Consider the following 25,084-nt stretch of genomic DNA (forward strand, 5'->3'; position numbering starts at 1 on the left):
GGGTGAGGGTGGGCAAGGCTTTGAGTTTACCGTCCAGAAACGCTTGCAGGCGCGTGCGATTGGGCAGCCCGGTGAGGGCGTCGTGCTGGGACAGGAACTCGATGCGGCGACGCGCCTCGACTTCTTCGGTGACGTCGGTGGCCGTGCCGCGAAACCCACCGCAGGGCATCTCGCGCGCCGACAGCCGGGTGGTGCGCTCCCGTCCCCGGGCGTCGACGTAGCGACACTGCAGGCTGATATCCGCGAGCCGCCCGGGCGTGGTCAGCCACTGAGAAAGGGCGCCGGCATCGGTGTCCAACAGGTCGTACAGCGTGGCGCCGATCCAGGCCTGGCGGTCCAGGCCGGTGACGCTTTCGAAGCGCTCCGACAGGTAGGTGAAACGCCACTCGCCGTCGATTTCCCAGACCCAGTCCGAACTGGCTTCCACCACATCGCGAAAGCGTGCTTCGCTGGTGGCCAGCGCGTTTTGACTGTCTTGCAGCGAGGTGTGGCTGTTGTCGAGGGCCTGGGCGTCCGCCGTGGTGCGGCGCACAATCAGCCAGGTCATCAGGCACACCAGCAACGCCGCCAGGCCCAGCAGCGGCAAACCGACAGCCACCAAACGCATACCGGGCCGCTCGGGGTGCCAGTGCAGGCTGCCGGCGGCACCGTTCTCACCGAGGGCAAACAGCAAGGTCTCGCCGATTTCATCGGGTGTGGCGATGTGCAGGTGATCGACGCCAAAATCGTTGCCGATTTCGGTCAGCTTGGCGCTGTCTAGGATGTTGATGAAAAGCAATACCGAGGCTTTCCGGTCATCGGCGATCACGCTGGGGTCAGTGCCGGGCGTTATTGCCGCTGCCGCCACCAGCGTGGGGTTGCCGCGCACGTTAATGAACGTCGTGACCGGTGTGTCCGTCGCGGCGCCTGCGCGCGCTTGTTCGAGTAGCGCCGCGACGGGCTGGTCGAGCCATTCGGTCAGCTCAATCGGTTGCAGCTTGCCCTCGACCAACGCGTATACCGTGCGATCCAGGTCGTCGACGACAAACACGCCTTGGAAACCGAAATCATGAAACAGCGTGGGCCCGACGTTTTCGCGGGTATAGGCCCAATCCGTGTCCACGGAAACGTGCAGGTGTTTGTAGGCATCGCCCCAGAACGCGTAATCCTTGACGGTCAGGCGCTGGGATTTTTCCAGGGACTGCACCGCCTTGCGCGTGTAGAAGGCGCTTTCGCTGTCTTCGAATCGGTTCAGTTCCTGGGCGAGGTACACCAGCGAATAGCTGGCCGCCGCAAACACACAGGCGAGCAGCGCCACGCACTGGAACAACGACGTGCGCGCCATCGACAGGCTGGTGCGTTGGGAAAGGTTACGAATGATCGGGGCGAAGGTATTTGGCATTGATTCCCGCAGGGCGTCGCCGCTTGTCAGGGTGATGACAGGCTATCGGCAGCCTTACGCAGAAAATGAGCGTTTGAGGCGCGGCGCGCCCATTCTCCCGGTACCCGGCTCAAGTGTGGGCGGGTGCTCTTAGTTGATTCGAGGCATGGAACCTCATCCCAACAGCCGCGGGAGAGGCGGGCGTGGGTCTGCCGGTTGTCGGTTCAAGAAGTTTGGCTTTGGCCAATTGCTGGATCAGTGCTTCGCTGGGCTTTTCTGGCGGGACGTTGGCCAGGCGTGCTTCCAGCCATTGCAGTTTGCCGTCCCAGGCGGGGAGTTTGGCGGGAGGTAAGGGGAGGATGTCGTTGATTTCGGGGACTTTGGGGTTGGCGTAGGAGTAGTCCGCTAGCAGGCTCCAGATTTTTTCATAGCGTTTAGCGCGTTCGAGGTCTTCCTGTTGACCGAGGTAGTACAACCTATCGGAGGGAGGATGACCGCGAAAGGCTTCTTCCAACCTACCAGCAGCGCTCTCGTGACCAGCTACAACGCCCATCTGGAAGACCTCAAGCGCTTCCTGGTACCGACTCTCGTTTTTAAGATCGACACCCAAAGCAATAGCTGCATCGCCATTACCCTGTTCAGCCGCACAGCGGCGCATCTGCCGGGCAACATCAGGCGCGATGTCAATCGGCGCCAGTATATCCCCTACAGCGTACTGAGCTTGGGCACTGCCCTGATCGGCCGCCTTGCGAAAATAGCGCAATGACATAGCCGTATCCTGCTTCAGTCCGGCAGAACCGTTCTTCAGGAAAACGCCGATAAAGTAATATCCCGTTGCCACGTTCACGTCGATCAATTGCTGACTCAGGCGCAGGTGTTCGGCGCCACTGAGCGTGAAGTGGCCGCGCATGGTGCCGTTTTGCAGGTTGATGTTGGCTTTGTAATGGCCATTCTCGGACGCAATACGGTACAGCCGTTCGATCTCCAGATCGACCGCCTTATCCTGCTTGAGCAGGTTGTTTTTCTGGAGCCAGCGAGCGTATTGGAACAGCTCATCGGCCTCGGCGGACGGCGAAGGAATTTGCTCGTGTACACAGGTAAAGGCCAGCTTGGCTTTAATCTCGGTCAGTGGGTTCACGGCAGGGTCCTGAGTTGGGTGAGTAGGGGCGCTGCCGTTATCGCAGGCAGCCAGCAGCAGGCTTGTCAGCAATAGGAGTCTGCACATCAGTCAAGGTCCTTCACGATCTTTCCACACTAATAATGTCGACGCGACCGATAGAGCCGTACCGCCGCCGGTTGTCTTGTCGCCGACGCGAAAGATGCCTCACCCCAACAGCCGCCATTCGATGCTTTCCTCATTGACTGTGATGATGTCGGGCAGCAAAAGCCGTGGCTTGTGACTCTCAACCTGCAGGGTGGGCATGATCTCGTTCTTCTCGAAACGGCGGATCACGCCATCGTTGAACCGCGCGTAAACATCGCGACTCAGGCTGAATGCCCGCCAATAGCCAGTCTGGGGGCAGGCCTGGCCGCTGGAACAGGTCGGTTCGGGGTAGCTGGCCTTGATGAACGCGGGGGAGTCGGGCGTGGGTCTGCCGGTTGCAGGTTCAAGGAGTTTGGCTTTGGCCAACTGCTGGATCAGTGCTTCGCTGGGCTTTTCTGGCAGGACATTAGCCAGGCGTGCTTCTAGCCATTGCAGTTTGCCGTCCCAGGTGGGGAGTTTGGCGGGAGGTAAGGGGAGGATGTCGTTGATTTCGGGGACTTTGGGGGCAGCATAGGAGTAGTTTGCGAGAATTCGCCAGATTTTTTCATAGCGTTCGGCGCGCTCAAGGTCCTCCTGCTGGCCGAGGTAGTACAAACGATCATCCGACTTGGGGCCGAGAAAGCCTTTACTCAGAAAGGACGCGGAGGTGCTGTCACCTGCAATTAACCCAAGTTGAAATGCCTCAAGGGCCTCCTGATAGTGTCCATCTGTCGACAGGTCAACTCCTAGCGCCCTGGCGGCCTTACCATGGCCCTGTTCGGCCGAGCATCGGCGCATCTGCCGGGCGATGTTCGGAGCAATGTTGATTGGCGCCAGTATGTCCCCCACTTCGTACTGGGCTTGCGCGCTGCCCTGATCGGCGGCCTTACGAAAGTAACGCAATGACATGGCCGTATCCTGCTTCAGCCCAGCCGAGCCGTTTTTCAGAAAGAGGCCGATAAAGTAGTACCCCGTCGCCACCTTCGCGTCGATCAGTTGCTGGCTCAGGCGCAGGTGTTCGGCGCCACTGAGCACGAAGTGGCCGCGTATGGCGCCGTTTTGCAGGTTGATGTTGGCTTTGTGATGACCATTCTCAGTGGCGATGCGATACAGTCGCTCGATCTCAATATCGGCCGTCTTGTCCTGCTTCAGCAGGTTGTTTTTCTGTAGCCAACGAGCGTACTGGAACAGCTCATCGGTTTCGACGGACGGCGCAGGGATCTGTTCATGTACGCAGGTAAACTCCAGCTTGTTTTTGATCTCGGTCAGCGGGTTCACAGAAGTGTCCTTGGATGAGTGAGGAGGGACGCTGCCGTTATCGCAGGCGGCCAGCAGCAGGCTTGTCAACAACAAGGCCCGGTGCATTAGTCGAGGTCCGTCAGGGACTTTTCGCCGTAATAAAACTCGACGAGCGGAGTGATGGGTGCCAAATTTTTGGATTGACGATCCTTGTTCTTATCGATGATCTCCTGCCAAGCATCGAATGCTTTCGCGACATCATCCTGCGCCCCCCTCCCATCCGTATGCAGATCCCACAACCGCCGCCGCAACGCCCGCGTCACACTCATCCACTCATGCGCAATGTTCAGCTCGCTATCCACCTGCATGCTGCGCGTGTTGATATTCGCCGAGCCGTGGGTGGTGAACACGTCATTGACGATCATCAGCTTGGAATGGATGTACACCGGCATCCACTGCTGCCCCGCCGGCGAATCAGGCGCGACCAGTGAGCACACGTGGATTTTCAGGCCTGGGCGCGACTCTGGTTCAAGCGTGCTTTGCTCAATCGCCGCGATCTGGGCTTTGAGAGCTGTCTGTCGAGACGCATTGTTTCTGGCGGCGTCCCGCTGGGCTTCACGGGCCTTATCGCTTATCTCGCCACCCCCCAGTGCGTCGGTCAGGCTGGTCAACGTGAGCAAGGCTTGTCGCTCAAGCAGTTCAGCCAAGGTCGGCGTCTGCGCGTTGGCTTGGGCTTTGGCCTGTTCAATGCGCTGCAACTTGGTGATTTCAGGAATGGTATCGCCGCGTCCGAGGCTTTCGAGCATGCGCTGGGTGTTCAAGCTCCCCGGCCCCACGCCGTCTGGGCTGGCATTGGTGATTACAAACAGGTGTAAATTTCCATGCAGGCCCGGATCACGCCCAGCGCCGGTTTGGACTTCGGCCGCCGCTTTGATGGCCTCGGCCAATGGCGGCCAGCGAAAGTACTGGTTCTCGATGTAGATGAATTGGGTCGCGTTGTTGACCGCCTTCAGGTAGATCTTTTCGATATCGCGCTTGCCGTCTTGTGCCTGGGTACGCACGATTTGGGCCAGCTGGCGGGTGACGCCGGGGGCGCATTGCAGTTGGGGGGCCACCGCCATCGCTTTGCGCGATGCGAGCAGGTCTTCGCCGGTTTCCTTGCGCCAGGCGGTGGCGAAGTTATGGTGCAGGTGCTCCAGAATCGGCCCGCTGATCTGGCTGGAAATATCCTGGCGTGGTGTGTTGCCACGCGGCCCGCGATTGGGTGCAGGCTTGCTGCCCTCGGTGCGGTTCAGTGCTGAGTGCTTGTCGGTGTCCCAGTACTCGTCAAGCATGTTGTGGCCCATGACAAAACCAACGGCGCGGTCTGTCTGTTCATAGTCGATCAGGACGGTCTTCTGATGGTGGGTCGCAGTGCTGGCCAGCACGCCCAACGTGCTGAGGCTGAGCTGTGGGTCGAGGCTTTTGTATTTGGCCTGATAGGCAATTTCAGCCCGTTCATACATGCTGAAACCGCGGCCGACAAACACCGGCACATTACGAGCCACTCGGATCGCGGGCGCTAAGTGATCGGCGAATGCACATCGGGAAAACCATTTCCGATCTTCGGTATATTGGTCAGCGGTGGAGCTCTGCATCGCCCGATCCTTGATACGAAGCGGTCCTTTACCGGGAAGGTTGGCCTCGCCCCCTGCGCCCGCAGCATTGAACGGCATCTCCCAACCGAGCACCCGAACCTCGATCCCTTTCCCGGCTTTGGTCATCAGCAGTTCGCCAATGCTTGGGGCACTGCCATCGCGGATAAAGTACATCGACGGTTGAAACCCCCAGCAGATGATGTCGATGGTTTTAGTGGCTTGGGCGATAGCCAGATGCACGGCCTCGAAGGCTTCTTCACCGTTGATCAGCGGCTTATAGGTGGCTTTCGCAGGAGGGTACTCGGTGTTCGGCACGTACCAGGGCGCGGAGCAGGTCACCTGCTGTGTGTGTTGCAGGGCGACGGGGGCGACGATATCGGGTTCAGTCATGAAGTTTTCCCTTCCTGGTCATTGATCACGGCGGCATACAGGGCACGGTGATCCGTGTGCGATGTGGGTTGGCTCACCTCGGTGTCGGCTCGCGAGAGGTGGTTGTGCATGCCGCCATTGGCCAGGTGTGCTTGTTCGGCATTGCGATAGTCAGTAGGCACCGGGATCTGGTAGCTCACCCCGTTGGCCAACACCATTCGGTACTGCTGCGTCACGACCGCGTGGTCGATCGACACTTGCCCGGACTTGTCCAATACGCCGTGATTGAGCACTGCACCATCGGCGTAGAGCGTGTAGGGCATGCCTGCCCAGCCTTGATCAGGGGCATTGGGGGTTTGCGGCACGTTGAACCGCAGTGCTTGTTTGAACAGGCTTTGTGGGTACTCCGGACCTGCGGCTTTCTGGCTGGCTGGACCGAGGGCTTCGAAGTACGCCGATTTGATCAGGTAGTCGCCCAGGGTCCCTGACTCGATGCTGCTCGCATCGAGGGTGATGTAGCTGCCGCCGGCATTCAGGGTGATTTTCTTTTTCGCAACGATGCGGATTTCATCTTCGGAGCTGGTGATCTCCAGACCATGCCGGGCCATCAGTTCCAGTGTGTCGTTCTGTGCCTGGACACTCACCGGCCCCTGGTTGGCGATCAATTTGATGCCCAACTCGCGTACAAACAGGCTCAATCCTTGGCCCACGCCTATAAACAGTCGTTTGACCACACTGATATCCGCCTCGGCTCCGGCGTTGATCATCAGGTTGTCCTGAGCGGCCAATTGCAGGTGCTGGCCGCTGGTGACGGCAACGCCTTGGGGGGCGCTGAGCAATACGACCGAGGCCTTGAGTTGATCGAGCTGGTCTCGCATCAATTTCAGTTGCGCTTGCACATCCGCTGGATCTGCGTTGGCGGCCTGGGCATCGGTCGATAATCCTTCCAACTGGTCACTCGCCTGTTGCAACCGACCCAGCGCGGCGCTCATTTCCAGCATGTGTCCCTGAGCCTTGGGTTGTGTGTCGGCACTGATCAAGATCCCACTGCCGGCACGAATGGCGGCATGCCCATCAGTCCGCAACTCCGCGCCCTGGCCTCGCGGTTGGCGCTTGGCATCAACCAAATGCCCCAGGTTGAGCTGGCTCTTACCACTGTGCTCAGTACTGAGCTTCACGTGTTCTTGCCCCCGCGTGTCGTCCATGCGCAATTTGTTATTGGCGGGGGTGCGCAAGACGTTGCGTTTGTAGTTGCGCAAGGTCACATGGTCAGGATGCTGGCTGTCGTGCAGTGCATGGGCGATGTAGGGCCGGTCGGGGTCGCCTTGTTCAAAGGCGATCGCCACCTCGGTGCCGGGGATCAGCGGCAGGTGCAAGCCGTGGGTGTCGCCGGCGTAGGGCCTGGCCAGGCGCAGCCAGAGGCTTTCTTCGCCGGGTTTCCAGGTGTCGCGGTCGAACAGGAAATTGACCTTGTAGCGGCCTTCGATGTCGATGTGGCCGTAGGGGTCGTGCTCCTGCGGGCTGGTGACGCGGGCCGGGACGGTGCCGGCGATCCGAGGTTTTGGCGGCAGTGCTGGGCGAAAGCACACGGTTTCCGAGTAGGGAATGGCTTCAAAGTTGATTTCAAAACTGCGATCACGGGCGGCGTGGGTGGTCAGTTGCGTGATCACCGCGCCGGGAGCAAAGGCCTGCGGCGCGCCGCCGGAGATGTTCAGGACCTGGCCGGGCGTCAGGGCGGCGCTACTGCTGACGCCGCTGAGTCGGGTCTGGCCGTTGAGGTAACGCTCGTGACGCAGGCGAGCATAGAAGTAGCCACTTTCGCTTTGCAGGTCTTCGTCATGGGCGTATCGGTCGCCTATCCCCGTGTACGCTTCGGCGTAGTGATAAGCCTCGCCGTAGGTACCGCTGGCGCCACGCGTTTGGTCGATCTCGCCATTCAGGTGAGCGTTGGCCACGCGGTGATGGTAGGTGCGGATGTTGACGCGTTTTTCCACCACGTGGTGGCTCGATTGCAGGCCCCACGTGCTGTCTTTTCCGCCGCTGCTGAGCCCGGATTGCGGACGGTAGGCCAGCTCGACATCGAACGTGTAATGACGCTGGTCGTCGTGAAATTCCACCACGTCGATGTTCAACCGCTCATCGTGGGTGAAGCGATACCAGATGCCCACATCGGCCAACAAGCGCGAGATAAAGGCCAGGTCGCTTTCGCCATATTGCATGACCTGCTCGCGCCTGGGGTATTCGCGCACCAGCTTGAAGAGGAAGTCCTGGCCTTCAAAGTCGTGGCGGCTGCGCAGGATGCTTTCGACGATCTGCGGGACAGATTGGTGTTGATAAATGCGGAACTGGCGGCCACGCCCAAGCAGGGCCAGGCGCGGTTGCAGAGTGATTTCGTAGCGGGCTTCATCAACGGAGCCGGACAGGCGTTTGAAGCCGGTGACCACACCGTGCAAGACACGCAGCGGTTCGCTCGAGGGCACGCTCAGGCCGCGAAAGGGCGGAGGCTGCGGCGCCCCGTACAGACTGAAGCAGGCGTTTTGGCCGAGCACCTTTTCAGCGGCAATGTCGCCATCGGTGCTGGTGAATTCCACAGCATAGTTGAATGGTTGGCTCAGGCCTTCTGTGCCCTCGAAGGCCAGGACGTCGAGCGACTCGTCAACATCGCAAACAGTGAGCGTGTGCCGACGATGGTCGAAGAAAACGCTCGGTAATACGCTGGAAGCCATTCCTTTTACTCCTAGGCGCGAAAGCCCGAAGAGTAAAGATTTGGTCTCGGTGATTAATGTCGGAAGATTCGCCTTTACGAGACAGCCACTTCCTGAACGTGTTTTTGCGCCCCCTCTCACATAGGGAATGTGGCGTGCTCGACGATGTCCCCGGTGAGGCGCCGAACTTGGCGATTTGGCATGTCATCCTACAACTAGGGTTTTCATGGCCAGCGCTGTATCCGCATAACCCCCAGATAAACGGTAATCTTTCAGATTGACAGCGCAGAGGGCGCCCGCTATAAAAGTCGCAGTTGTACGACGACATATGACGTTACATATGTCTTATCTAACAAAAATAAAAAGTGATGCCATGAACTTGAATGAGCCCATCAACGCCCATCGCGTGGGCCAAGCGGTAGGCAACTATCGCTGGACCATCTGCGCGATGCTGTTCTTCGCCACCACCGTCAACTACCTCGACCGCCAGGTGCTCAGCCTGTTGGCGCCACATTTGTCCACGCAATTTGGCTGGAGCAACACCGATTACGCGAACATTGCGGCGGTGTTCCAGTTTGTCTATGCGATTTCCATGCTGTTCGCCGGGCGGTTTGTCGACAAGATCGGCACCAAGGCGGCCTATGTCGTGGCAATCGGCATCTGGTCCACCGGCGCCATCATGCATGCGTTCGCGGTGCCGATGGGTGAGGGGATCGCGGCCGTGAGCGGCGCGATTGGCCTGGCGGTGATTCCGGTGTCGATCGCGGGCTTTATGCTGTCCCGTGCGGTACTGGCGATCGGCGAGGCGGGCAACTTCCCGATTGCGATCAAGGCCACCGCCGAGTATTTCCCCAAGAAAGAACGCTCGCTGGCCACCGGCATTTTCAATTCGGGCGCCAACGTCGGCGCGATCCTGGCGCCGATCTGTGTGCCGCTGATCGCCGGGGTGTGGGGCTGGGAAGCGGCGTTCATGATCATCGGCATGCTCGGCTTCATCTGGGTCGCGGTGTGGGCCGCGCTGTATGAAAAGCCCGATCAGCAAAAACGCCTGTCGGCCGAGGAACTGGCCTACATCCGCAGCGATCAGACGGTCCAGCCGTTCACCGCGCAGGCTGCAGGCGCGGCGTCGCAAAAAGTCTCATGGTTCAAACTGCTGACCTATCGCCAGACCTGGGCCTTTGCCTTCGGCAAGTTCATGACTGACGGCGTGTGGTGGTTTTTCCTGTTCTGGCTGCCGACTTACCTGTCGGCGCAGTACGGCATGAAAGGCGCCGATATCGTCATGCCGCTGGCGGTGCTGTACAGCATGACCATGGTCGGCAGCATCGGCGGCGGCTGGTTCCCCAGCTACTTCATGGCCCGTGGTGATGCGCCCTACGACGGCCGCATGAAAGCCATGTTGGTCATCGCGCTGTTCCCGCTGGTGGTGCTGCTGGCGCAACCGTTGGGCTACATCAGCTTCTGGGTGCCGGTGTTGCTGATCGGCGTGGGAGCGTCGGCGCACCAGGCGTGGTCGTGCAATATCTTCACCACCGTGTCCGACATGTTCCCGCAGAAAACCGTGGCCTCGGTGGTCGGTATCGGCGGCATGGCCGGTGGCCTGGGCGGGGTGGTGATGACCAAGGTCGGCGGCTGGGTGTTCGATTATTACAAGTCCATCGGCGATATCCACACCGGCTACATGATCATGTTCGCGATCTGTGCGCTGGCGTACCTGGTGGCCTGGAGCGTGATGAAGACGCTCGTGCCGCGCCACAAGGAAATCACCGACCTGTAAACCGGGCGGGGCTTGAGTCGTGCCAGCCCCGCATCACAACGCACGCGCCCAGGTCTGGCTGACCAATGGCTTGCCGAAACTGAGGGTGGGCTCTTCTTCAACCAGCTCAAAACCGGCTTTCTGGTAGAGCCTGCGTGCGTCGGTGAGGGCGCTCATGGTCCACAGCATCATGCGCGTGTACCCGGCATGTCGGGCAAAGCGCAGGCATTCGTCCACCAGGCGCTGGCCGATGCCCAGGCCCCGCGCACTCGCGTCGACGTAGAGCATGCGCAACTTAGCGGTGCTGTCGTCATGGCGCACGACGAACACTGAGCCCACCACCGCGCCGTCTTTCTCCGCGATCCAGCAGCGCTCACGGGTCGGGTCGAACTCGCGCAGGTACTTGGCGACAATCTCCGCCACCAACGCTTCGAACTCCCAATTCCATTGGTATTCTCGCGCATACAGTGCCGATTGCTGCTGCACCACCAGGCCCATATCGCCGGGTTGTGGGTCACGCAATACGTAGCTCGGCGCGCTGCCTTGCAGCAACGTCTGAATGCGCTGCATGGCTGCGGTCAATTGCTGTTGTTGCGGCTCGGGCAAGGCACTCAATAAGGCCATGACTTCTTGCTGGGTTTTCTCTTCCAGCGGAGCCAGGACTGACCGGCCGAGGTCGCTGAGGTGCAGTTGCACCGCGCGCGCATCGGTGATCGAACGGACTTTCTGGATCAAGCCCTTCTTCTCTAGCCCGCTGATCAACCGGCTCAAATAACCCGCGTCGAGACTGAGCATCTGACACAAGTCGGCGCTGGTCAGGTCGCCACGCGAGGACAGTTCGTACATCACCCGGATTTCGGTGAGGGAGAAGTCGCTTTGCAGCAGGTGTTCCTGCAGCACGCCGATCTGGTGCGTATAGAAACGGTTGAAGCCGCGCACGATACCGGCGCGCTGCACAAGCAGGGGAGTGGACATGATGTGCGCTCTGATGGTTGCCTTGGGCAATTATATTGTTGCCTTAGGCAATCATGTCAATGGGCTTAATCCCGTCGAGCAACACCGTCATCAGCGCGGCAACGATGGCTTGCGCGTCTTTCTGCACCAGATGCCCCGCGTGCGGGTCGTCGATGCACCTTCCGTCAGGATGATACGAATGGCCATGACCACACCGCTCAGCACCGCAGCGAGGCCGGCGGTTTCCATCAGCGACGGCCAGCGCCCGTGAAACCCCAGGCCCAACAGGGTGGCGAACAGTGATTCAAGCGCAATCAATTGGCCGCTGAGCACCATGGGTAGGCGTCGGGTCGCGGCATTCCAGGCCCAGGCGCCGACCACGGTGGACATCACCGCGATGGTCAGGCTCCAGGCATACAGCGGCCCGGCATGGGCAAAGCCGAATCCCAGGCTCGGCAGTTCGAGCAGGCCAAGGGTATACATGACCGGTAACAGGCATAGGGTCGTGCCACCGGCACCGACCAGCATCAGCGCGGTCCAGAGGCCGGTGACTTGCGCTGGAAGGTTTGCCAGCTGTTTTTGGTTGATCACGCTGAACCCTAACCATAAGGCGACCGCGCTCAGTGAGAACAACACGCCTGCCAACCACGAGCGGTTGCCCACTGAGGGCTGATGGAGGCTGCCGATATTCGACAGCACGAGGCCCAGCGTGAGGCACGCCAAGGGCAACACCAGGCGCCGCCACTGAACGGTCTTGTGCCGGGTGTTGCCGATCAATGCGAGCAACACCGGCACCATGCCGACAAACGCGGGCGTCAGCACCGGGCCGCCAAACATCACGCCAGCGGCAATGCACAGGCCGTAACCGAGGCAACCCAATGCGCCCAGCGCTGCGGCGAGCCAGAGCTGGCCTGGCCGGAGCCGCCGCAGTTGGCCGCGGCACAGCAGTACCCCGACGACACCCAGCCCACCGACGATCAAAAACCGCACGGCCATCAGGTCGTAAAGGCTGTAGTCGCCGGTGACATAGGGCGCAATGAAGTTCAGCGCCCAGCCGAGGGTCGCAATGAGCGCCAGGACGACACCGGCGAACAGTGAGGTGTGACTGGAAGTCATCAGGGTTTTCCATGAGGTGGTGGGTCATGGTGCATAACCGTGGGGCTGTGCTACAAACGAGTTCTCGGTCCTGGATGCATAACTTCAGATTATGAATACACTCGGCAAGACCTTACCGCCGCTCGCCAGCTTGCTGCCCTTCGAGGCGGCGGCGCGTCTGGAGAGTTTCTCCAAGGCCGCCGATGAACTGCACATCACCCAAGCCGCCGTCAGTCGGCAGATTCGCGGGCTTGAGGGCAACCTGGGGGTGAAGCTGTTCTGTCGGCGCAATCGCGCGGTGTTTCTCACGCAAGAGGGGCATGAACTGGCGCGGGTGGTCAGCCAGGCACTGCACCGCATCAGCGAGGGCGCCGCCACGCTGCGCGCGTCGCCCCGGCGCAACCGTGTGGTCCTGCTCTGTCAGTTGTGCGAAGCGTTTTATTGGCTGATGCCGCGGCTGTCGAGCTTCCACCAGCAATACCCGGCCATCGAAATCCAAGTGGTGACGTCCACCCGGCCACTCACCGAATACAACGATCACTTCGACGTGGCCCTGCAAAGCACGCGGCGCGCCAGCGGTTCGCATCCGCTGATGTTCACTGCCTCCGATGAGGTGTTCCCGGTATGCAGCCCGGCCTACCTGAGTGCGGAGCAACCGCTGCACCTCAGCGAGCTGCAGCCCTGTACGTTTTTGCACCACAGCTCCGAGCCGCCCCATTTGATGGAGTGGGACAGCTGGTTGCAGGTGTTCGGTCAGACGCTGGCCAGCGACGCGCGCAGCGCCACGTTCGACAGCTACCCGCTGATGCTCCAGGCCGCTGTCGAAGGGCATGGGATCGCCATGGGCTGGCGGCGCACCGCGAGCCGGCTGATTGAAAGCGGGGTGCTGGTAAGGCCGTGTGTCGAGAGCGTGCATTTACCGCAGGCGCTCTCGGTGTACCGGCAGCAGGGAGGCGAGAGCCGCCCCGAGGTGACGGCGCTGTTGGCCTGGCTTGAGGCGCAACTGCAGGATGAGGGCTGACTGGAGCGAAGCCGCTCCCGCCACCCAGGTGGCAATATTGGCGTTCTACACGCGGGATTTCAGCGCTGAGGTCATCGGTCACGCCGACACTGACGCGGCGTGACCGTTCTGTCACGGCTCAGTAGACATCGCGCAAGTAACGCTTCTGCTCACTCATCCGCCGCCAGTAATCGACGGCGCTCTCGACGCCCAGCCCGCCGTGGCGATGGGCAACCTGGCGCAGGGCCTGGTCGACATCCTTGGCCATGTGGCTGGCATCCCCACAGATATACAACTGCGCACCTTCCTGCAGCCAGCGCCACAGCTCGGCGCCGTGTTCGCGGATGCGATCCTGCACGTAGATCTTCTGCGCCTGGTCGCGGGAAAACGCCAGGCTCAGGTGGCTGAGCAAACCGTCGCGCTGCATGCCCTGCAGTTCATCCTGGTAGTAAAAATCGCTCGCCGCATGTTGCTCACCGAAAAACAGCCAGTTGCGGCCCTGATGCCCCAGGGCCCGACGTTCCTGCAAAAACGCGCGGAAGGGCGCCACACCGGTGCCGGGACCGATCATGATGATCGGCACATCGCCGTCGGCGGGAAGCCGGAAGTGCTTGGAGGGCTGCACGAACACCGGCACTTCGCCGTTGCCGGCACGGTCGGCGAGGAAGGTGGACGACACCCCCTTGCGCTTGCCGTAGCGCACAGCCGCCACGGTGAGGTGGACTTCACGCGGGTACGCCTTGGCGCTGGACGCGATCGAATACAAGCGCGGTTGCAGGCGCTTGAGCGTGCCGAGCAGTTCGTCCGCCGAGCAGTCGATGGGGTATTCGTGCAGCACGTCCGCCAGTTGCCGGCCCCACAGCCAGTCTTGCAGTTCGGCTTTGCGCTCAGGTTCGAGCAGGTGTTTCAGGCCTGGCTTGGCGCTGCGTGCGGCAATGAAGGCCAGGGTCTCGCTGTTGGGCCGGGCAATTTCAAAGTGCTCGGTCAGGGCCTGGTGCAGCGGCACGTCGCCGAGTCTGTCGATGTTTACGCAGGTACTGGAACCCAGGCGCGTCAGCTCGAGCAGCTCGCTGACCAGTTCCGGGCAGTTGCGTGGCATCACTCCCAGGGCGTCGCCGGCTTCGTAGGTCAGCGCGGAGTCCGCCAGGTCCAGGGAGAACTGGCGGGTTTCCTTGTGCGGGCTTTGCTGGTTCAGGTGCAGGTTGAGCAGCAACCGTGACGCATGAGGCTTGGGTTTGCCGCTCGGCGTGGCGAGCGCGACGGGCGTTGCCGGGTTGAGGGTGTGTAGGAACTGTGTGAACCAGGCATCGGCGCGCTCTTCGAATTCGGTATCGCAGTCGACGCGCTCTAGCAGGCGCGTGGCGCCCAATTCGAGCAGGCGCCGGTCGAGTTGTTTGCCGTGCTGGCAGAACTGGTCGTAGTTGGGATCGCCCAACGCCAGTACCGCGAAGCGCAGCGACTCCAGGCGGGTTTCGGCCAGGGTCAGGCTGTGCCAGAAACCTTCGCCGTTGTCCGGCGGGTCGCCGTCGCCGAAGGTACTGCTGATCAGCGCGAGGTTCTGCGTGTGCGCCAGTTTGCTCGCGGGGAAGTCCGCCATTGCGCTCAGTTCCACCGCGATGCCGCCGGCGCGCAGGCGTTGGGCAAAGCGCTCGGCCAAGGCTTCGGCGTTACCGGTTTGCGAGGCCCACAGCAAGGTGACGGCCGGGGTGTCGGCAGCGGGCGCCGGTGCCACGGCGCTGGCCTCGGTGCGGCTGAACAAACCGCCCAACAGGCCGTCCAGCCACAGCCGCGCGTCCCTGGCCACGGGCGCATTCGCCGGCAGCGTCGGAACACCGCTGGCCTGGCGCGCAGCACTGGATTGCAGGCCACTGAGAAAACCGGCGAGGTAGGTGCGCTCATTGTCGCTCAATGACGGCGACGGCAGGTTGCGGATGCCGACCAGGTCGGCGAAGGCGTCGAGGCGCGACATGGCGAGTTCCTCTGTTAAGGGGGAAACGGGGTGGGCGGCCGGTGCCGATACATCGAGGAACTGGTGCTCGATCAGCTCGACCCGTTGCAGGGCGACCGCACAGAACTTGAACTCGGGCTGCAGCGAAATCGGGTCGACCGCGTCATGGGTCACGGCGTTGATCGCCAGGTTGTCGCCGAACACATCGTTCCAGTGAAACGGCGCAAAACAGTTGCCCGCCCGCACACGGTCGCTGATCACCGCGGGCAGCACGGCGCGGCCGCGTCGTGAGCGCACCTCGACCGGGTCTTTGTGCTTGATGCCCAGGCTGGCGGCGTCGTCGGGGTGGATTTCCACGAAAGGGCCGGGGTTGAGTTTGTTCAGCGTGGCGACCTTGCCGGTCTTGGTCAGGGTGTGCCACTGGTGTTGCAGGCGGCCGGTGTTGAGCACGAACGGGAACGCTTCATCGGGCATTTCCGCCGGGGACAGGTGCGGGCGCGGGAAAAACCGGGCTTTGCCGTGTTCGGTGGCGAAAACGATCGTCGGCTGGTGGCCGTCGGCGTCGGTCTTGAGGGGCTGGTTGATGCCGTTATTCAGGTAGCGGATCGGGTTGCGCTCTGCGGCCTCAATCGACGCGCACGGCCATTGCAGCGGTCGTTCGCGCAGGCGCGCATGGCTGGCGCCGCGAATGTCGTAGCCGGTGGCGGGGTTCCAGGCGCGCTTGATCTCGTCGAACACCTCGGCGGCGGACGCATACGTGAAGGCGTCGGCGAAGCCCATTTCGCACGCGACCCTGGCGATGATCTGCCAGTCGGCCAGCGACTCGCCGGGTGGCTCCACGGCTTTTTGCATCAGGGTCAGGTTGCGCTCGGAGTTGATCATCACCCCTTCGGCTTCGGCCCACAGCGCGCCGGGCAAGAGGATGTCGGCGTAGCGATTGGTCTCGGTATCGAGGAACGCATCCTGGGTGATCACCAGTTCGGCGCTTTGCAGCGCTTCGATCACGGTCTGGCGATTGGGCGCGCTGGCCACCGGATTGGTGCAGATGATCCAGCAGGCTTTGATCTGCCCGGCCGCCATTTGTTCGAACATGCCCACGGTGCCACTGCCGGCCTGGCGCGGCAGGCTGTCGGCGGGCAGATCCCACAGTGCTTCGATAAATGCGCGGTCGGCGTCGACCAGCACCGAGCGCTGCCCAGGCAGGCCGGGGCCCATGTAGCCCATTTCACGACCGCCCATGGCGTTGGGTTGCCCGGTCAGGGAGAACGGCCCGCTGCCGGGGCGGCAGATCGCGCCGGTGGCCAGGTGCAGGTTGCACAGCGCGTTGGTGTTCCAGGTGCCGTGGGTGCTTTGGTTGAGGCCCATGGTCCAGCAGCTCATCCACTCGGCGGCCTGGCCGATCCAGTCGGCGGCTTGGCGGATGTCGGCTTCGGCCAGGCCGGTCAGTTCGGCGACCCGCTGCGGCGGGTAGTCTTCCAGAAAGCCGGGCATGGCCTCCCAGCCTTCGGTGAACGCGGCGATAAAGTCCGGGTCGGTGTGCCCGTTTTTCACCAGCAGGTGCAGCAAACCGTTGAGCAGCGCCAGGTCGGTGCCCGGCTTGATCGGCAGGAACAGGTTGGCCTTGTCGGCCGTGGCGCTGCGCCGCGGGTCGACCACGATCAGTCTGGCGCCGGCCTTGACCCGGTCCATCATGCGCAGGAACAGGATCGGGTGACAGTCGGCCATGTTGGCGCCGATCACGAAGAACAGGTCGGCGCGGTCGAAGTCTTCATACGAGCCGGGCGGCCCGTCGGCACCGAGGGAGAGTTTGTAGCCGCTGCCGGCGCTGGCCATGCACAGGCGTGAGTTGGATTCGATATGCGCGGTCCGCACAAAGCCCTTGGCCAATTTGTTGATCAGGTACTGGGCTTCCAGCGACATCTGCCCGGACACATAGAACGCCAGGGCGTCCGGGCCATCGCGGTCGAGGATGGCGCGCAAGCGGCCGGCGGTCTCGCTGATGGCCTTGTCCATGCCGATCCGCACCGGGTCATGCTCCCGCGCCTGGCGCAGGTAGGCGTTTTCCATGCGGCCGGACTCGGCGATGGCTTGCCCGCAGGTGGTGCCTTTGGTGCAGAGCCGGCCGGCGTTGGTGGGGTGGGCCTTGTCGCCGATCACCTTGACCACGCGGTTGTGCTCGACCTGCATGACGATGCCGCAGCCCACGCCACAATAAGGACACACGCTGCGTACACTTTGGTTTGCCATCGGTAACCCTCGGATCATTTCTGCCGCCCATAAAAAAACGCCCTGCAACCCTCCGTTGGAAACGGGGATTACACGGCGCCTTTGTCGTGAGTGGCAGTCTGCGTTGACTGCTTGGTATGCGTATTCCTAGCAAGTCACGCGCCAGGTTTTTCACACGCCGCTGTGACGGGCCTGGTTGCCCCCAGCGCGGGCCCGTCACGCGCAGAAATGCACTTTTATGACGCCGGAGCGCACCAGTTGGAGGCACAACCAGCGGTGTCTGGCAGGGTTGAGCACCGTTTGCAGCCTTTGCGACGGGCATGGCGGCTGGTTGGCACAGAGCCTGCAAGCACTCTGTCCAACCCACCTCGGTCAACGACGATCGACAGGCCATACAGGTCATGGGCACCAGCGGTAGAACCGGCGAAGACGTCCGGGTCGACCCCGCATCAGAACAGGCAAAGGCGCCTGGAACCGCAAGGTTTCAGGCGTTTTTTTTTGCTTTTTAAACCGTGATGAGCTTTGTCGGGTGCTTGATATGAATTCCACTCTCGCCAGTCTGAAACAGCTGAAAACCCTGATCGTCGTCGGCAATGGCATGGTCGGCCATCATTGTGTGGCGCAACTGATCGAGCGCGGCGCCCTGGAGCACTATCGCCTGCATGTGTTCAGCGAAGAGCCGATGCGTGCCTATGACCGCGTGCATTTGTCCGAATACTTCACTGGCCGTGATGCCGAGTCGCTGGCGTTGTCGCACGCTTCGCTGTACCAGACGCCGGGCGTGACCCTGCACCTGGGGGCGCCGGTACTGGAAGTCGACCGCGCCCGCCGTGAGGTGATCACCGCCACAGGCAGCGTGGCGTATGACAAATTGGTCCTGGCAACCGGCTCTTACCCGTTTGTGCCGCCGATCGACGGCGCGCAAGGCGATTCGCGGCTGGTCTACCGTACCCTTGAAGATCTCGATGCCATTCGTGGCGCCGCCGCGAATGCGCGGCGTGGCGTGGTGGTCGGCGGTGGCCTGCTCGGCCTGGAAGCCGCCAACGCCCTGAAAAGCCTGGGCCTTGAAGCCCATGTGGTGGAGTTCGCGCCGCGCTTGATGCCGGTGCAACTGGATGACTTCGGCGGGCTGGCGCTCAAGGCGCAGATCGAGCGCCTGGGCGTGGGCGTGCATTTGTCCCGCGCCACTCAATCGATCAGCGCAGGCGAGCAGTACCGCTATCGCATGAACTTTGCCAATGACGAATTTCTGGAAACCGACCTGATCGTGTTCTCCGCCGGCATCCGCGCCCAGGACGCACTGGCCCGCCAGGCCGGCCTGGAGATCGGCCCGCGCGGCGGGGTGGTGATCAACGATGAATGCCTGAGCAGCGACCCGGACATCTACGCGATCGGCGAGTGTGCGTCGTGGAACGGCAGCCTGTTCGGCCTGGTCGCGCCGGGTTACCAGATGGCCCGAGGGGTGGCCGCCCTGTTGTGCGGGCAGACCGCCGAGCCCTTTGTCGGCGCGGACATGTCGACCAAACTCAAACTGCTGGGGGTGGACGTGGGTTCCATCGGCGACGCCCATGCACACACCCCCGGTGCGCGCAGCTACCAGTTCATCGACGAGGCCAGCGCCAGCTACCGGCGCCTGGTGGTGGACGCCAGCGGCAAGCAGGTGATCGGCGCGGTGCTGGTCGGCGACAACAGCTACTACGACACCTTGCTGCAGTACATGCAGAACGGCATTGCGTTGCCGTCCGAACCGGCCGGCCTGATCTTGCCGTCGTCCGCCGGCGCACCGAGCCTCGGCCCTGGCGCGTTGCCGGAGTCGGCCACCGTCTGCTCCTGCCATAACGTCACCAAAGGTTCGATTTGCGCGGCCATCGACAGCGGTTGCGCCGACCTCGGCCTGCTCAAGGCGCAGACCAAGGCCTGCACCGGTTGCGGCGGCTGCGCCGGTTTGCTCAAGCAGGTGTTCGAGCATGAACTGGTCGCCCGTGGCGTCAGCGTCGACAAGAGCCTGTGCGAACACTTCGCCTACACCCGCCAGGAGTTGTATGCCCTGGTACGCGTGGAAGGGGTGATCACCTTCGAAGAGTTGCTGGCCAAGCACGGCCGTGGCCGCACCGGTTGCGATGTATGCAAACCGGCGGTGGGCTCGATCCTGGCGTCGTGCTGGAACCAACCGATCATGGACGCCTCGCTGGTGCCGTTGCAGGACACCAACGACACGTTCATGGCCAATATGCAGAAGAACGGCACCTATTCGGTGGTGCCGCGTATTCCGGGCGGCGAAATCACCGCAGAAAAACTCATCGCCATCGGTGTGGTCGCGCAGAAATACCAGCTCTACACCAAGATCACCGGCGGCCAGCGTATCGACCTGTTTGGCGCGCAACTGCATGAGCTGCCGGACATCTGGGCCGAGCTGATCGACGCCGGGTTTGAAACCGGGCACGCCTACGGCAAATCCACGCGCACGGTGAAGTCATGCGTCGGCAGCACCTGGTGCCGCTACGGCGTGCAGGACAGCGTGAAAATGGCGCTGCTGATCGAGGACCGCTACAAGGGCCTGCGTTCGCCGCACAAGCTCAAGTTCGCGGTGTCCGGCTGCACCCGCGAATGCGCCGAAGCGCAAAGCAAAGACGTCGGTGTGATCGCCACCGAGAAGGGCTGGAACCTCTACATCGCCGGTAACGGCGGCATGCGCCCACGCCACGCCGAGCTGTTCGCGACCGACCTGGATGACGCCACGCTGATCCGCTACATCGACCGCTTCCTGATGTTCTACATCCGCACGGCCGACAAATTGCAACGCACCTCGGTGTGGCGTGAAAGCCTGGAAGGCGGCCTGGATTTCCTCAAGGACGTGATCCTCGACGACAGCCTGGGCCTGGGCGCCGAACTCGAAGCGCAAATGCAACTGGTGGTCGACCGGTACGAATGCGAATGGGCCAACGCCCTCAAAGACCCGGAAAAACTCAAACGCTTCCGCACCTTCGTCAACGACAAACGCCCGGATCCGGACATCCATTTTGTCCACGAACGCGGCCAGCGCCGGCCGATCATGGCCGCCGAACTCAACCTGATTCCCGTCATCGAGGAGCTTGCCTGATGAGCCAGTCCAACACTTTGCGTAACCTTGCCACCTGGAAAAGCGTGTGCAGCGAAAGCGACCTGGTGAACAATTCCGGCGTGGTGGTGTGGTACGACGGCGCACAAGTCGCGCTGTTCTACCTGCCGGACGCGCCGGACCAGACCCTCTACGCCATCGACAACCATGACCCTGAATCCGGCGCGAACGTGATCGGCCGCGGGCTGGTCGGCAGTATCAAGGGCGATCTGGTGGTGGCTGCGCCGATCTACAAACAGCATTACCGTCTGGCGGACGGCCAATGCCTGGAGGCACCGCAGCAGCGCTTGCGGGTATGGCCGGTGCGGTTGAATGCGGGGGTGGTGGAGTTGGGGGTGAGTTGAGGCGAGGTCGGCCGAAGGCGCCCATCCTCCAGCTGCCTGCGGCATGTGGAGAATGGGCGCGTGCATATCCGCCGTCAGCGGTTGAAGCGTTCAACCAGTGCGTATTGGGTGGACGCGGTGTGGGTCAGTTCCTTGCTCAGGTCCGCGGATTGATGGGCCTGGACCGACGTCTGGTCGGCCAGTTCGGCGATGGTGGTGATGTTGCGACTGATCTCTTCGGCCACCGCGCTTTGTTCTTCGGTGGCGGCGGCGATCTGGGTGGTCATCTCGGTGATGTGGGACACCGCTTCGCTGATGCCGACCAGCGCCTGGTCGGCCTCAAGTACCCGGGCCACGCCTTCCTGCGCCTGGCGCTGGCCGTGTTCCATGCTTTGTACAGCGTTGCTGGACGATGCCTGGAGCTTGGTGATCAAGTCATGGATCTGGGTGGTGGAGTGCGACGTGCGTTGCGCCAATTGGCGGACTTCGTCGGCGACTACGGCAAAGCCGCGGCCCATATCCCCGGCACGCGCCGCCTCGATCGCGGCGTTGAGGGCCAGCAGGTTGGTCTGGTCGGCGATGCCTTTGATCACGTCGACGACAGTGCCGATTTCGTCGCTGTCGCGGGCCAACTGCGCCACGGTGACACCGGTTTCGCCGACCACGGCGGAGAGGCGCTCGATGGCTTCGCGGGTATCGCGGGCCACCTCGCGGCCACGCCCGGTCAGCACGTTGGCTTGCTGGGTGGCATCCGCGGTGCGCTGCACGTGGCTGGCGACTTCCTGGGTGGTTGCGGCCATCTGGTTGACGGCGGCCGAGACCTGCTCGGTTTCGACGCGTTGACGGTCAAGGCCGGTCGAACTGGCCGTGGCCAGTCGGTTGGATTGCCCGGCCAGCGCGTTGAGCTGCTCGGCACTGTCCTGCAGGCGGGTGAGGCAGGTTTTCAGCCGAGCGTTCTGGCTGAGGAACGCGGTTTCCAGGCGGCCCTGGGGGCCGCGTTCATCGCTGTACATCTGCGCAATCAGCGCATCCGAGGTCGACGGTTCGATGCCCGAAAGCAAGCGTAACGTTGCACGCCGACGCACCTGCGCGCCGATCATGCTCACGGGCACCGCAACGGCTACCGCCACGGCCATGGCCAGCGGCGCACTGAGGAACAGCCCGCCCACGGCGCCGGCAAGCCCGGTGGCGACGTAGGGCACGCTGTCGAATAACGTCGACAGCCAACTGTCCCGGCGCGAAACCGCCGATTTGTTCTGGCTCAAACGCCGGTAAAGCGCCTGGGCACGTCGGATTTCATCGGCGCTCGGCTTGACCCGTACCGACTCGAAGCCCACCACGCGGCTGCCTTCGAAGATCGGTGTAACGTAAGCATTGACCCAATAATGGTCGCCGTTTTTCGAGCGATTCTTGACGATACCCATCCACGGCAGGCCTTGCTTGAGCGCGCACCACATATGGGAAAAAACGGCTGAGGGGACGTCGGGATGGCGCACGATATTCTGCGGGGCGCCGATCAAGTCGGCGCGTTCAAAACCACTGATATCGACAAAAGCATCGTTGCAGTAAGTGATCATCCCGTTAACATCAGTTGCGGAGATGAGCTTCTGCGAAGGCGCGAGGGAAATCTCGCGCTGTGTCACGGGTTGGTTATTGCGCATTCGACTACTCCCAGAATTGCCTGTAGGACATCGGCAAGCATTCAGATAAGTTGAAGACCGATTGTCTGACAATCTCAAACAGCAACATTTCACCGGTCTAAATCAGGTATTCAGTCCTGTCAGTCGGCGGCCGAAACGCGAAAGCACAAGACTTCAAACGCAAATACCGGATAATGGCGGCCAATTTGAAGTTCGCTATTTTGGTAATCCCGTATGGAAATTAAGGTTAACTTTCTCGACAACCTTCGACTTGAAGCCAAGTTCGATGACTTCACGGTGATCGCCGATCAACCGATTCGCTATAAAGGCGACGGGTCGGCGCCGGGGCCATTCGATTACTTCCTGGCTTCGTCGGCATTGTGTGCGGCGTACTTCGTGAAGTTGTACTGCGAGACACGCAATATCCCCACGGACAATATCCGGTTGTCGCAGAACAACATTGTCGACCCGGAAAACCGCTACAACCAGATTTTCAAGATCCAGGTGGAGTTGCCGGCAGATATCTCCGACAAGGATCGCCAAGGCATCTTGCGCTCTATTGACCGTTGCACGGTGAAGAAAGTGGTACAGGCCGGCCCTGAATTCGTGATCGAAGAGGTGGAAAACCTCGACGCCGACGCCCAGGCCCTGTTGATGCCCAATTCCACTTCCGAGGCGGGCACCTACATCGTGGGCAAGGACCTGCCGCTGGAGCAGACCATCGCCAACATGTCGGGCATCCTGGCCGGCCTGGGCATGAAGATCGAGATCGCCTCGTGGCGCAATATCGTGCCGAACGTGTGGTCGCTGCATATCCGCGATGCCCATTCGCCGATGTGCTTCACCAACGGCAAGGGCGCGACCAAGGAAAGCGCGTTGGCCTCGGCGTTGGGCGAGTTCATCGAGCGCCTCAACTGTAACTTCTTCTATAACGATCAGTTCTGGGGCGAAGAACTGGCCAACGCGCCGTTCGTGCATTACCCGGACGAGCGCTGGTTCCAGCCTGGGCGCAAGGATGAACTGCCAGCGGAAATCCTCGACGCCTACTGCCTGAATATCTACAACCGCGACGGCGAGTTGCGTGGCTCGCACCTGTTCGACACCAACTCGGGCAATGAAGACCGCGGGATTGTGGCACTGCCGTTTGTGCGCCAGTCGGACGGCGAGGTGGTGTATTTCCCGTCCAACCTGATCGAAAACCTGTACCTGAGCAATGGCATGAGCGCCGGCAACACCCTGGCCGAAGCCCAGGTGCAGTGCCTGTCGGAGATCTTCGAGCGGGCGGTCAAGCGTGAAATCATCGAAGGTGAATTCGCCCTGCCGGATGTGCCGGCTGACGTGCTGGCCAAGTACCCGAGTATTCTGGCCGGGATCCAGGGGCTGGAAGCCCAGGGCTTCCCGGTGCTGGTCAAGGATGCCTCGCTGGGCGGCGAGTTCCCGGTGATGTGCGTGACCTTGATGAACCCGCGTACCGGTGGTGTGTTTGCCTCGTTCGGCGCGCACCCGAGCCTGGAAGTGGCGCTGGAACGCAGCCTGACTGAATTGCTCCAAGGCCGCAGTTTCGAAGGCCTGAACGATCTGCCGCAGCCGACGTTCGAAGGTCACGCAGTGACCGAGCCGAACAACTTCGTCGAGCACTTCATCGACTCCAGCGGCGTGGTCTCGTGGCGCTTCTTCAGTGCCCGCTCGGATTACGAATTCGTCGAGTGGGACTTCTCCGGCCAGGGCGAAAACTCCAACGCCGAAGAAGCCGCGACGCTGTTCGGCATTCTCGAGAACATGGGCAAGGAATCCTACATGGCGGTGTATGAGCACCTCGGTGCCACCGCCTGCCGCATCCTGGTGCCGGACTACTCGGAAATCTATCCGGTGGACGACCTGATCTGGGACAACACCAACAAAGCGCTGTTTTTCCGTGCCGACATCCTCAACCTGCATCGCCTGGACGACGCGCAACTCAAGGCCCTGGCCGAACGCCTGGTGGAAAGCGAACTGGACGACTACACCGATATCACCACCTTGATCGGTATCGAGTTCGACGACAACACCGCCTGGGGCCAACTGACCATCCTCGAATTGAAGCTACTGATCTACCTCGCCCTGCAACAGTACGAGGAAGCGAAGGAAGCGGTGGAAATGTTCCTGCAGTACAACGACAACACCGTCGAGCGCGGCCTGTTCTACCAGGCGGTGAACGCGGTGCTGGAGATGGAACTGGATGAAGACCTGGAATTGGCGGACTACGAGGCCAACTTCCGGCGGATGTTCGGTAACGAGCGGATGGATGCGGTGATCGGCTCGGTCAACGGCAGCGTGCGCTTTTATGGGTTGGCGCCGACCAGCATGAAGCTGGAAGGGCTGGACCGGCATCTGCGCTTGATCGAGAGCTATAAAAAACTGCATAGCGCGCGGGCCAACATCACGTCAGCCTGACGCAGCATCCATTGTGGGAGGGGGCAAGCCCCCTCCCA

The 25,084-nt window shown here is 61.7% G+C and carries 14 protein-coding genes and 1 pseudogene; 5 read left to right on the top strand and 10 right to left on the bottom strand.

Features of this window, described 5'->3' with window-relative positions:
• The 5 genes from INT12_RS17455 to INT12_RS17475 all read right to left on the bottom strand — a co-directional run.
• Positions 1-1,381, bottom strand: a 1,381-nt coding sequence (locus tag INT12_RS17455) for a CHASE4 domain-containing protein (protein ID WP_146013157.1), incomplete at its 3' end; no start/stop codon positions are given.
• A gap of 109 nt (positions 1,382-1,490) precedes the next feature.
• Entirely contained in the window at positions 1,491-2,585 is a 1,095-nt protein-coding gene (locus tag INT12_RS17460; RefSeq protein WP_046491010.1) for a sel1 repeat family protein, read from the bottom strand.
• 99 nt (positions 2,586-2,684) lie between these two features.
• Positions 2,685-3,968: a sel1 repeat family protein gene (locus INT12_RS17465; protein WP_046491012.1), complete on the bottom strand. Its 1,284-nt coding sequence runs from the start codon at positions 3,966-3,968 to the stop codon at positions 2,685-2,687.
• Positions 3,968-5,869, bottom strand: coding sequence for a phospholipase D-like domain-containing protein (locus INT12_RS17470; protein ID WP_193058943.1), 1,902 nt, complete (start codon positions 5,867-5,869; stop codon positions 3,968-3,970). Before INT12_RS17470 ends, INT12_RS17465 begins: the two co-directional genes overlap by 1 nt.
• Positions 5,866-8,574 carry a type VI secretion system Vgr family protein gene (locus INT12_RS17475; protein WP_193040628.1) on the bottom strand — a complete coding sequence of 903 codons (2,709 nt, stop codon included), beginning with the start codon at positions 8,572-8,574 and terminating at the stop codon, positions 5,866-5,868. Before INT12_RS17475 ends, INT12_RS17470 begins: the two co-directional genes overlap by 4 nt.
• Positions 8,575-8,926: 352 nt before the next feature.
• Between INT12_RS17475 and INT12_RS17480 the strand changes: the two genes are divergently transcribed.
• Positions 8,927-10,330, top strand: coding sequence for an MFS transporter (locus INT12_RS17480; RefSeq protein ID WP_193040627.1), 1,404 nt, complete (start codon positions 8,927-8,929; stop codon positions 10,328-10,330).
• A gap of 33 nt (positions 10,331-10,363) precedes the next feature.
• Here the strand turns inward: INT12_RS17480 and INT12_RS17485 are convergent, their stop codons facing one another.
• Together INT12_RS17485 and INT12_RS17490 are read right to left on the bottom strand one after the other, a co-directional pair.
• Positions 10,364-11,284, bottom strand: a complete 921-nt coding sequence (locus INT12_RS17485) for a bifunctional helix-turn-helix transcriptional regulator/GNAT family N-acetyltransferase (protein ID WP_079443987.1) — start codon at positions 11,282-11,284, stop codon at positions 10,364-10,366.
• A gap of 90 nt (positions 11,285-11,374) precedes the next feature.
• Entirely contained in the window at positions 11,375-12,379 is a 1,005-nt protein-coding gene (locus INT12_RS17490) for a DMT family transporter (protein ID WP_046491024.1), read from the bottom strand.
• 91 nt (positions 12,380-12,470) lie between these two features.
• Here INT12_RS17490 and INT12_RS17495 point away from each other — a divergent pair, with 91 nt between their 5' ends.
• Entirely contained in the window at positions 12,471-13,379 is a 909-nt protein-coding gene (locus INT12_RS17495; protein ID WP_193040626.1) for a LysR substrate-binding domain-containing protein, read from the top strand.
• A gap of 118 nt (positions 13,380-13,497) precedes the next feature.
• Here the strand turns inward: INT12_RS17495 and INT12_RS17500 are convergent, their stop codons facing one another.
• Positions 13,498-17,553, bottom strand: a complete 4,056-nt coding sequence (locus INT12_RS17500; RefSeq protein ID WP_193058944.1) for a bifunctional nitrate reductase/sulfite reductase flavoprotein subunit alpha — start codon at positions 17,551-17,553, stop codon at positions 13,498-13,500.
• A gap of 517 nt (positions 17,554-18,070) precedes the next feature.
• On the opposite strand from INT12_RS17500, the gene nirB reads away from it, so the two are divergent.
• Positions 18,071-20,632 (top strand): nitrite reductase large subunit NirB, encoded by a 2,562-nt coding sequence (gene nirB / locus INT12_RS17505; RefSeq protein WP_193040624.1) that lies wholly within the window; start codon positions 18,071-18,073, stop codon positions 20,630-20,632.
• A complete protein-coding gene (nirD, locus tag INT12_RS17510; protein ID WP_017846422.1) occupies positions 20,632-20,994 on the top strand; it encodes a nitrite reductase small subunit NirD in 363 nt (120 codons plus the stop codon). Before nirB ends, nirD begins: the two co-directional genes overlap by 1 nt.
• A 74-nt stretch (positions 20,995-21,068) precedes the next feature.
• Here the strand turns inward: nirD and INT12_RS17515 are convergent, their stop codons facing one another.
• Positions 21,069-22,109: a methyl-accepting chemotaxis protein gene (locus tag INT12_RS17515; RefSeq protein ID WP_411567472.1), complete on the bottom strand. Its 1,041-nt coding sequence runs from the start codon at positions 22,107-22,109 to the stop codon at positions 21,069-21,071.
• A gap of 252 nt (positions 22,110-22,361) precedes the next feature.
• Positions 22,362-22,634: pseudogene (locus INT12_RS32025) on the bottom strand (PAS domain-containing protein); the annotation flags it as partial.
• 213 nt (positions 22,635-22,847) lie between these two features.
• Between INT12_RS32025 and INT12_RS17520 the strand changes: the two are divergent.
• Positions 22,848-25,046: an OsmC domain/YcaO domain-containing protein gene (locus INT12_RS17520; protein WP_193058945.1), complete on the top strand. Its 2,199-nt coding sequence runs from the start codon at positions 22,848-22,850 to the stop codon at positions 25,044-25,046.
• Positions 25,047-25,084: the final 38 nt, after the last annotated feature.

Origin of the sequence: Pseudomonas sp. K8 (assembly GCF_014889455.1) — a bacterium.
Lineage (GTDB): Bacteria > Pseudomonadota > Gammaproteobacteria > Pseudomonadales > Pseudomonadaceae > Aquipseudomonas > Aquipseudomonas veronii.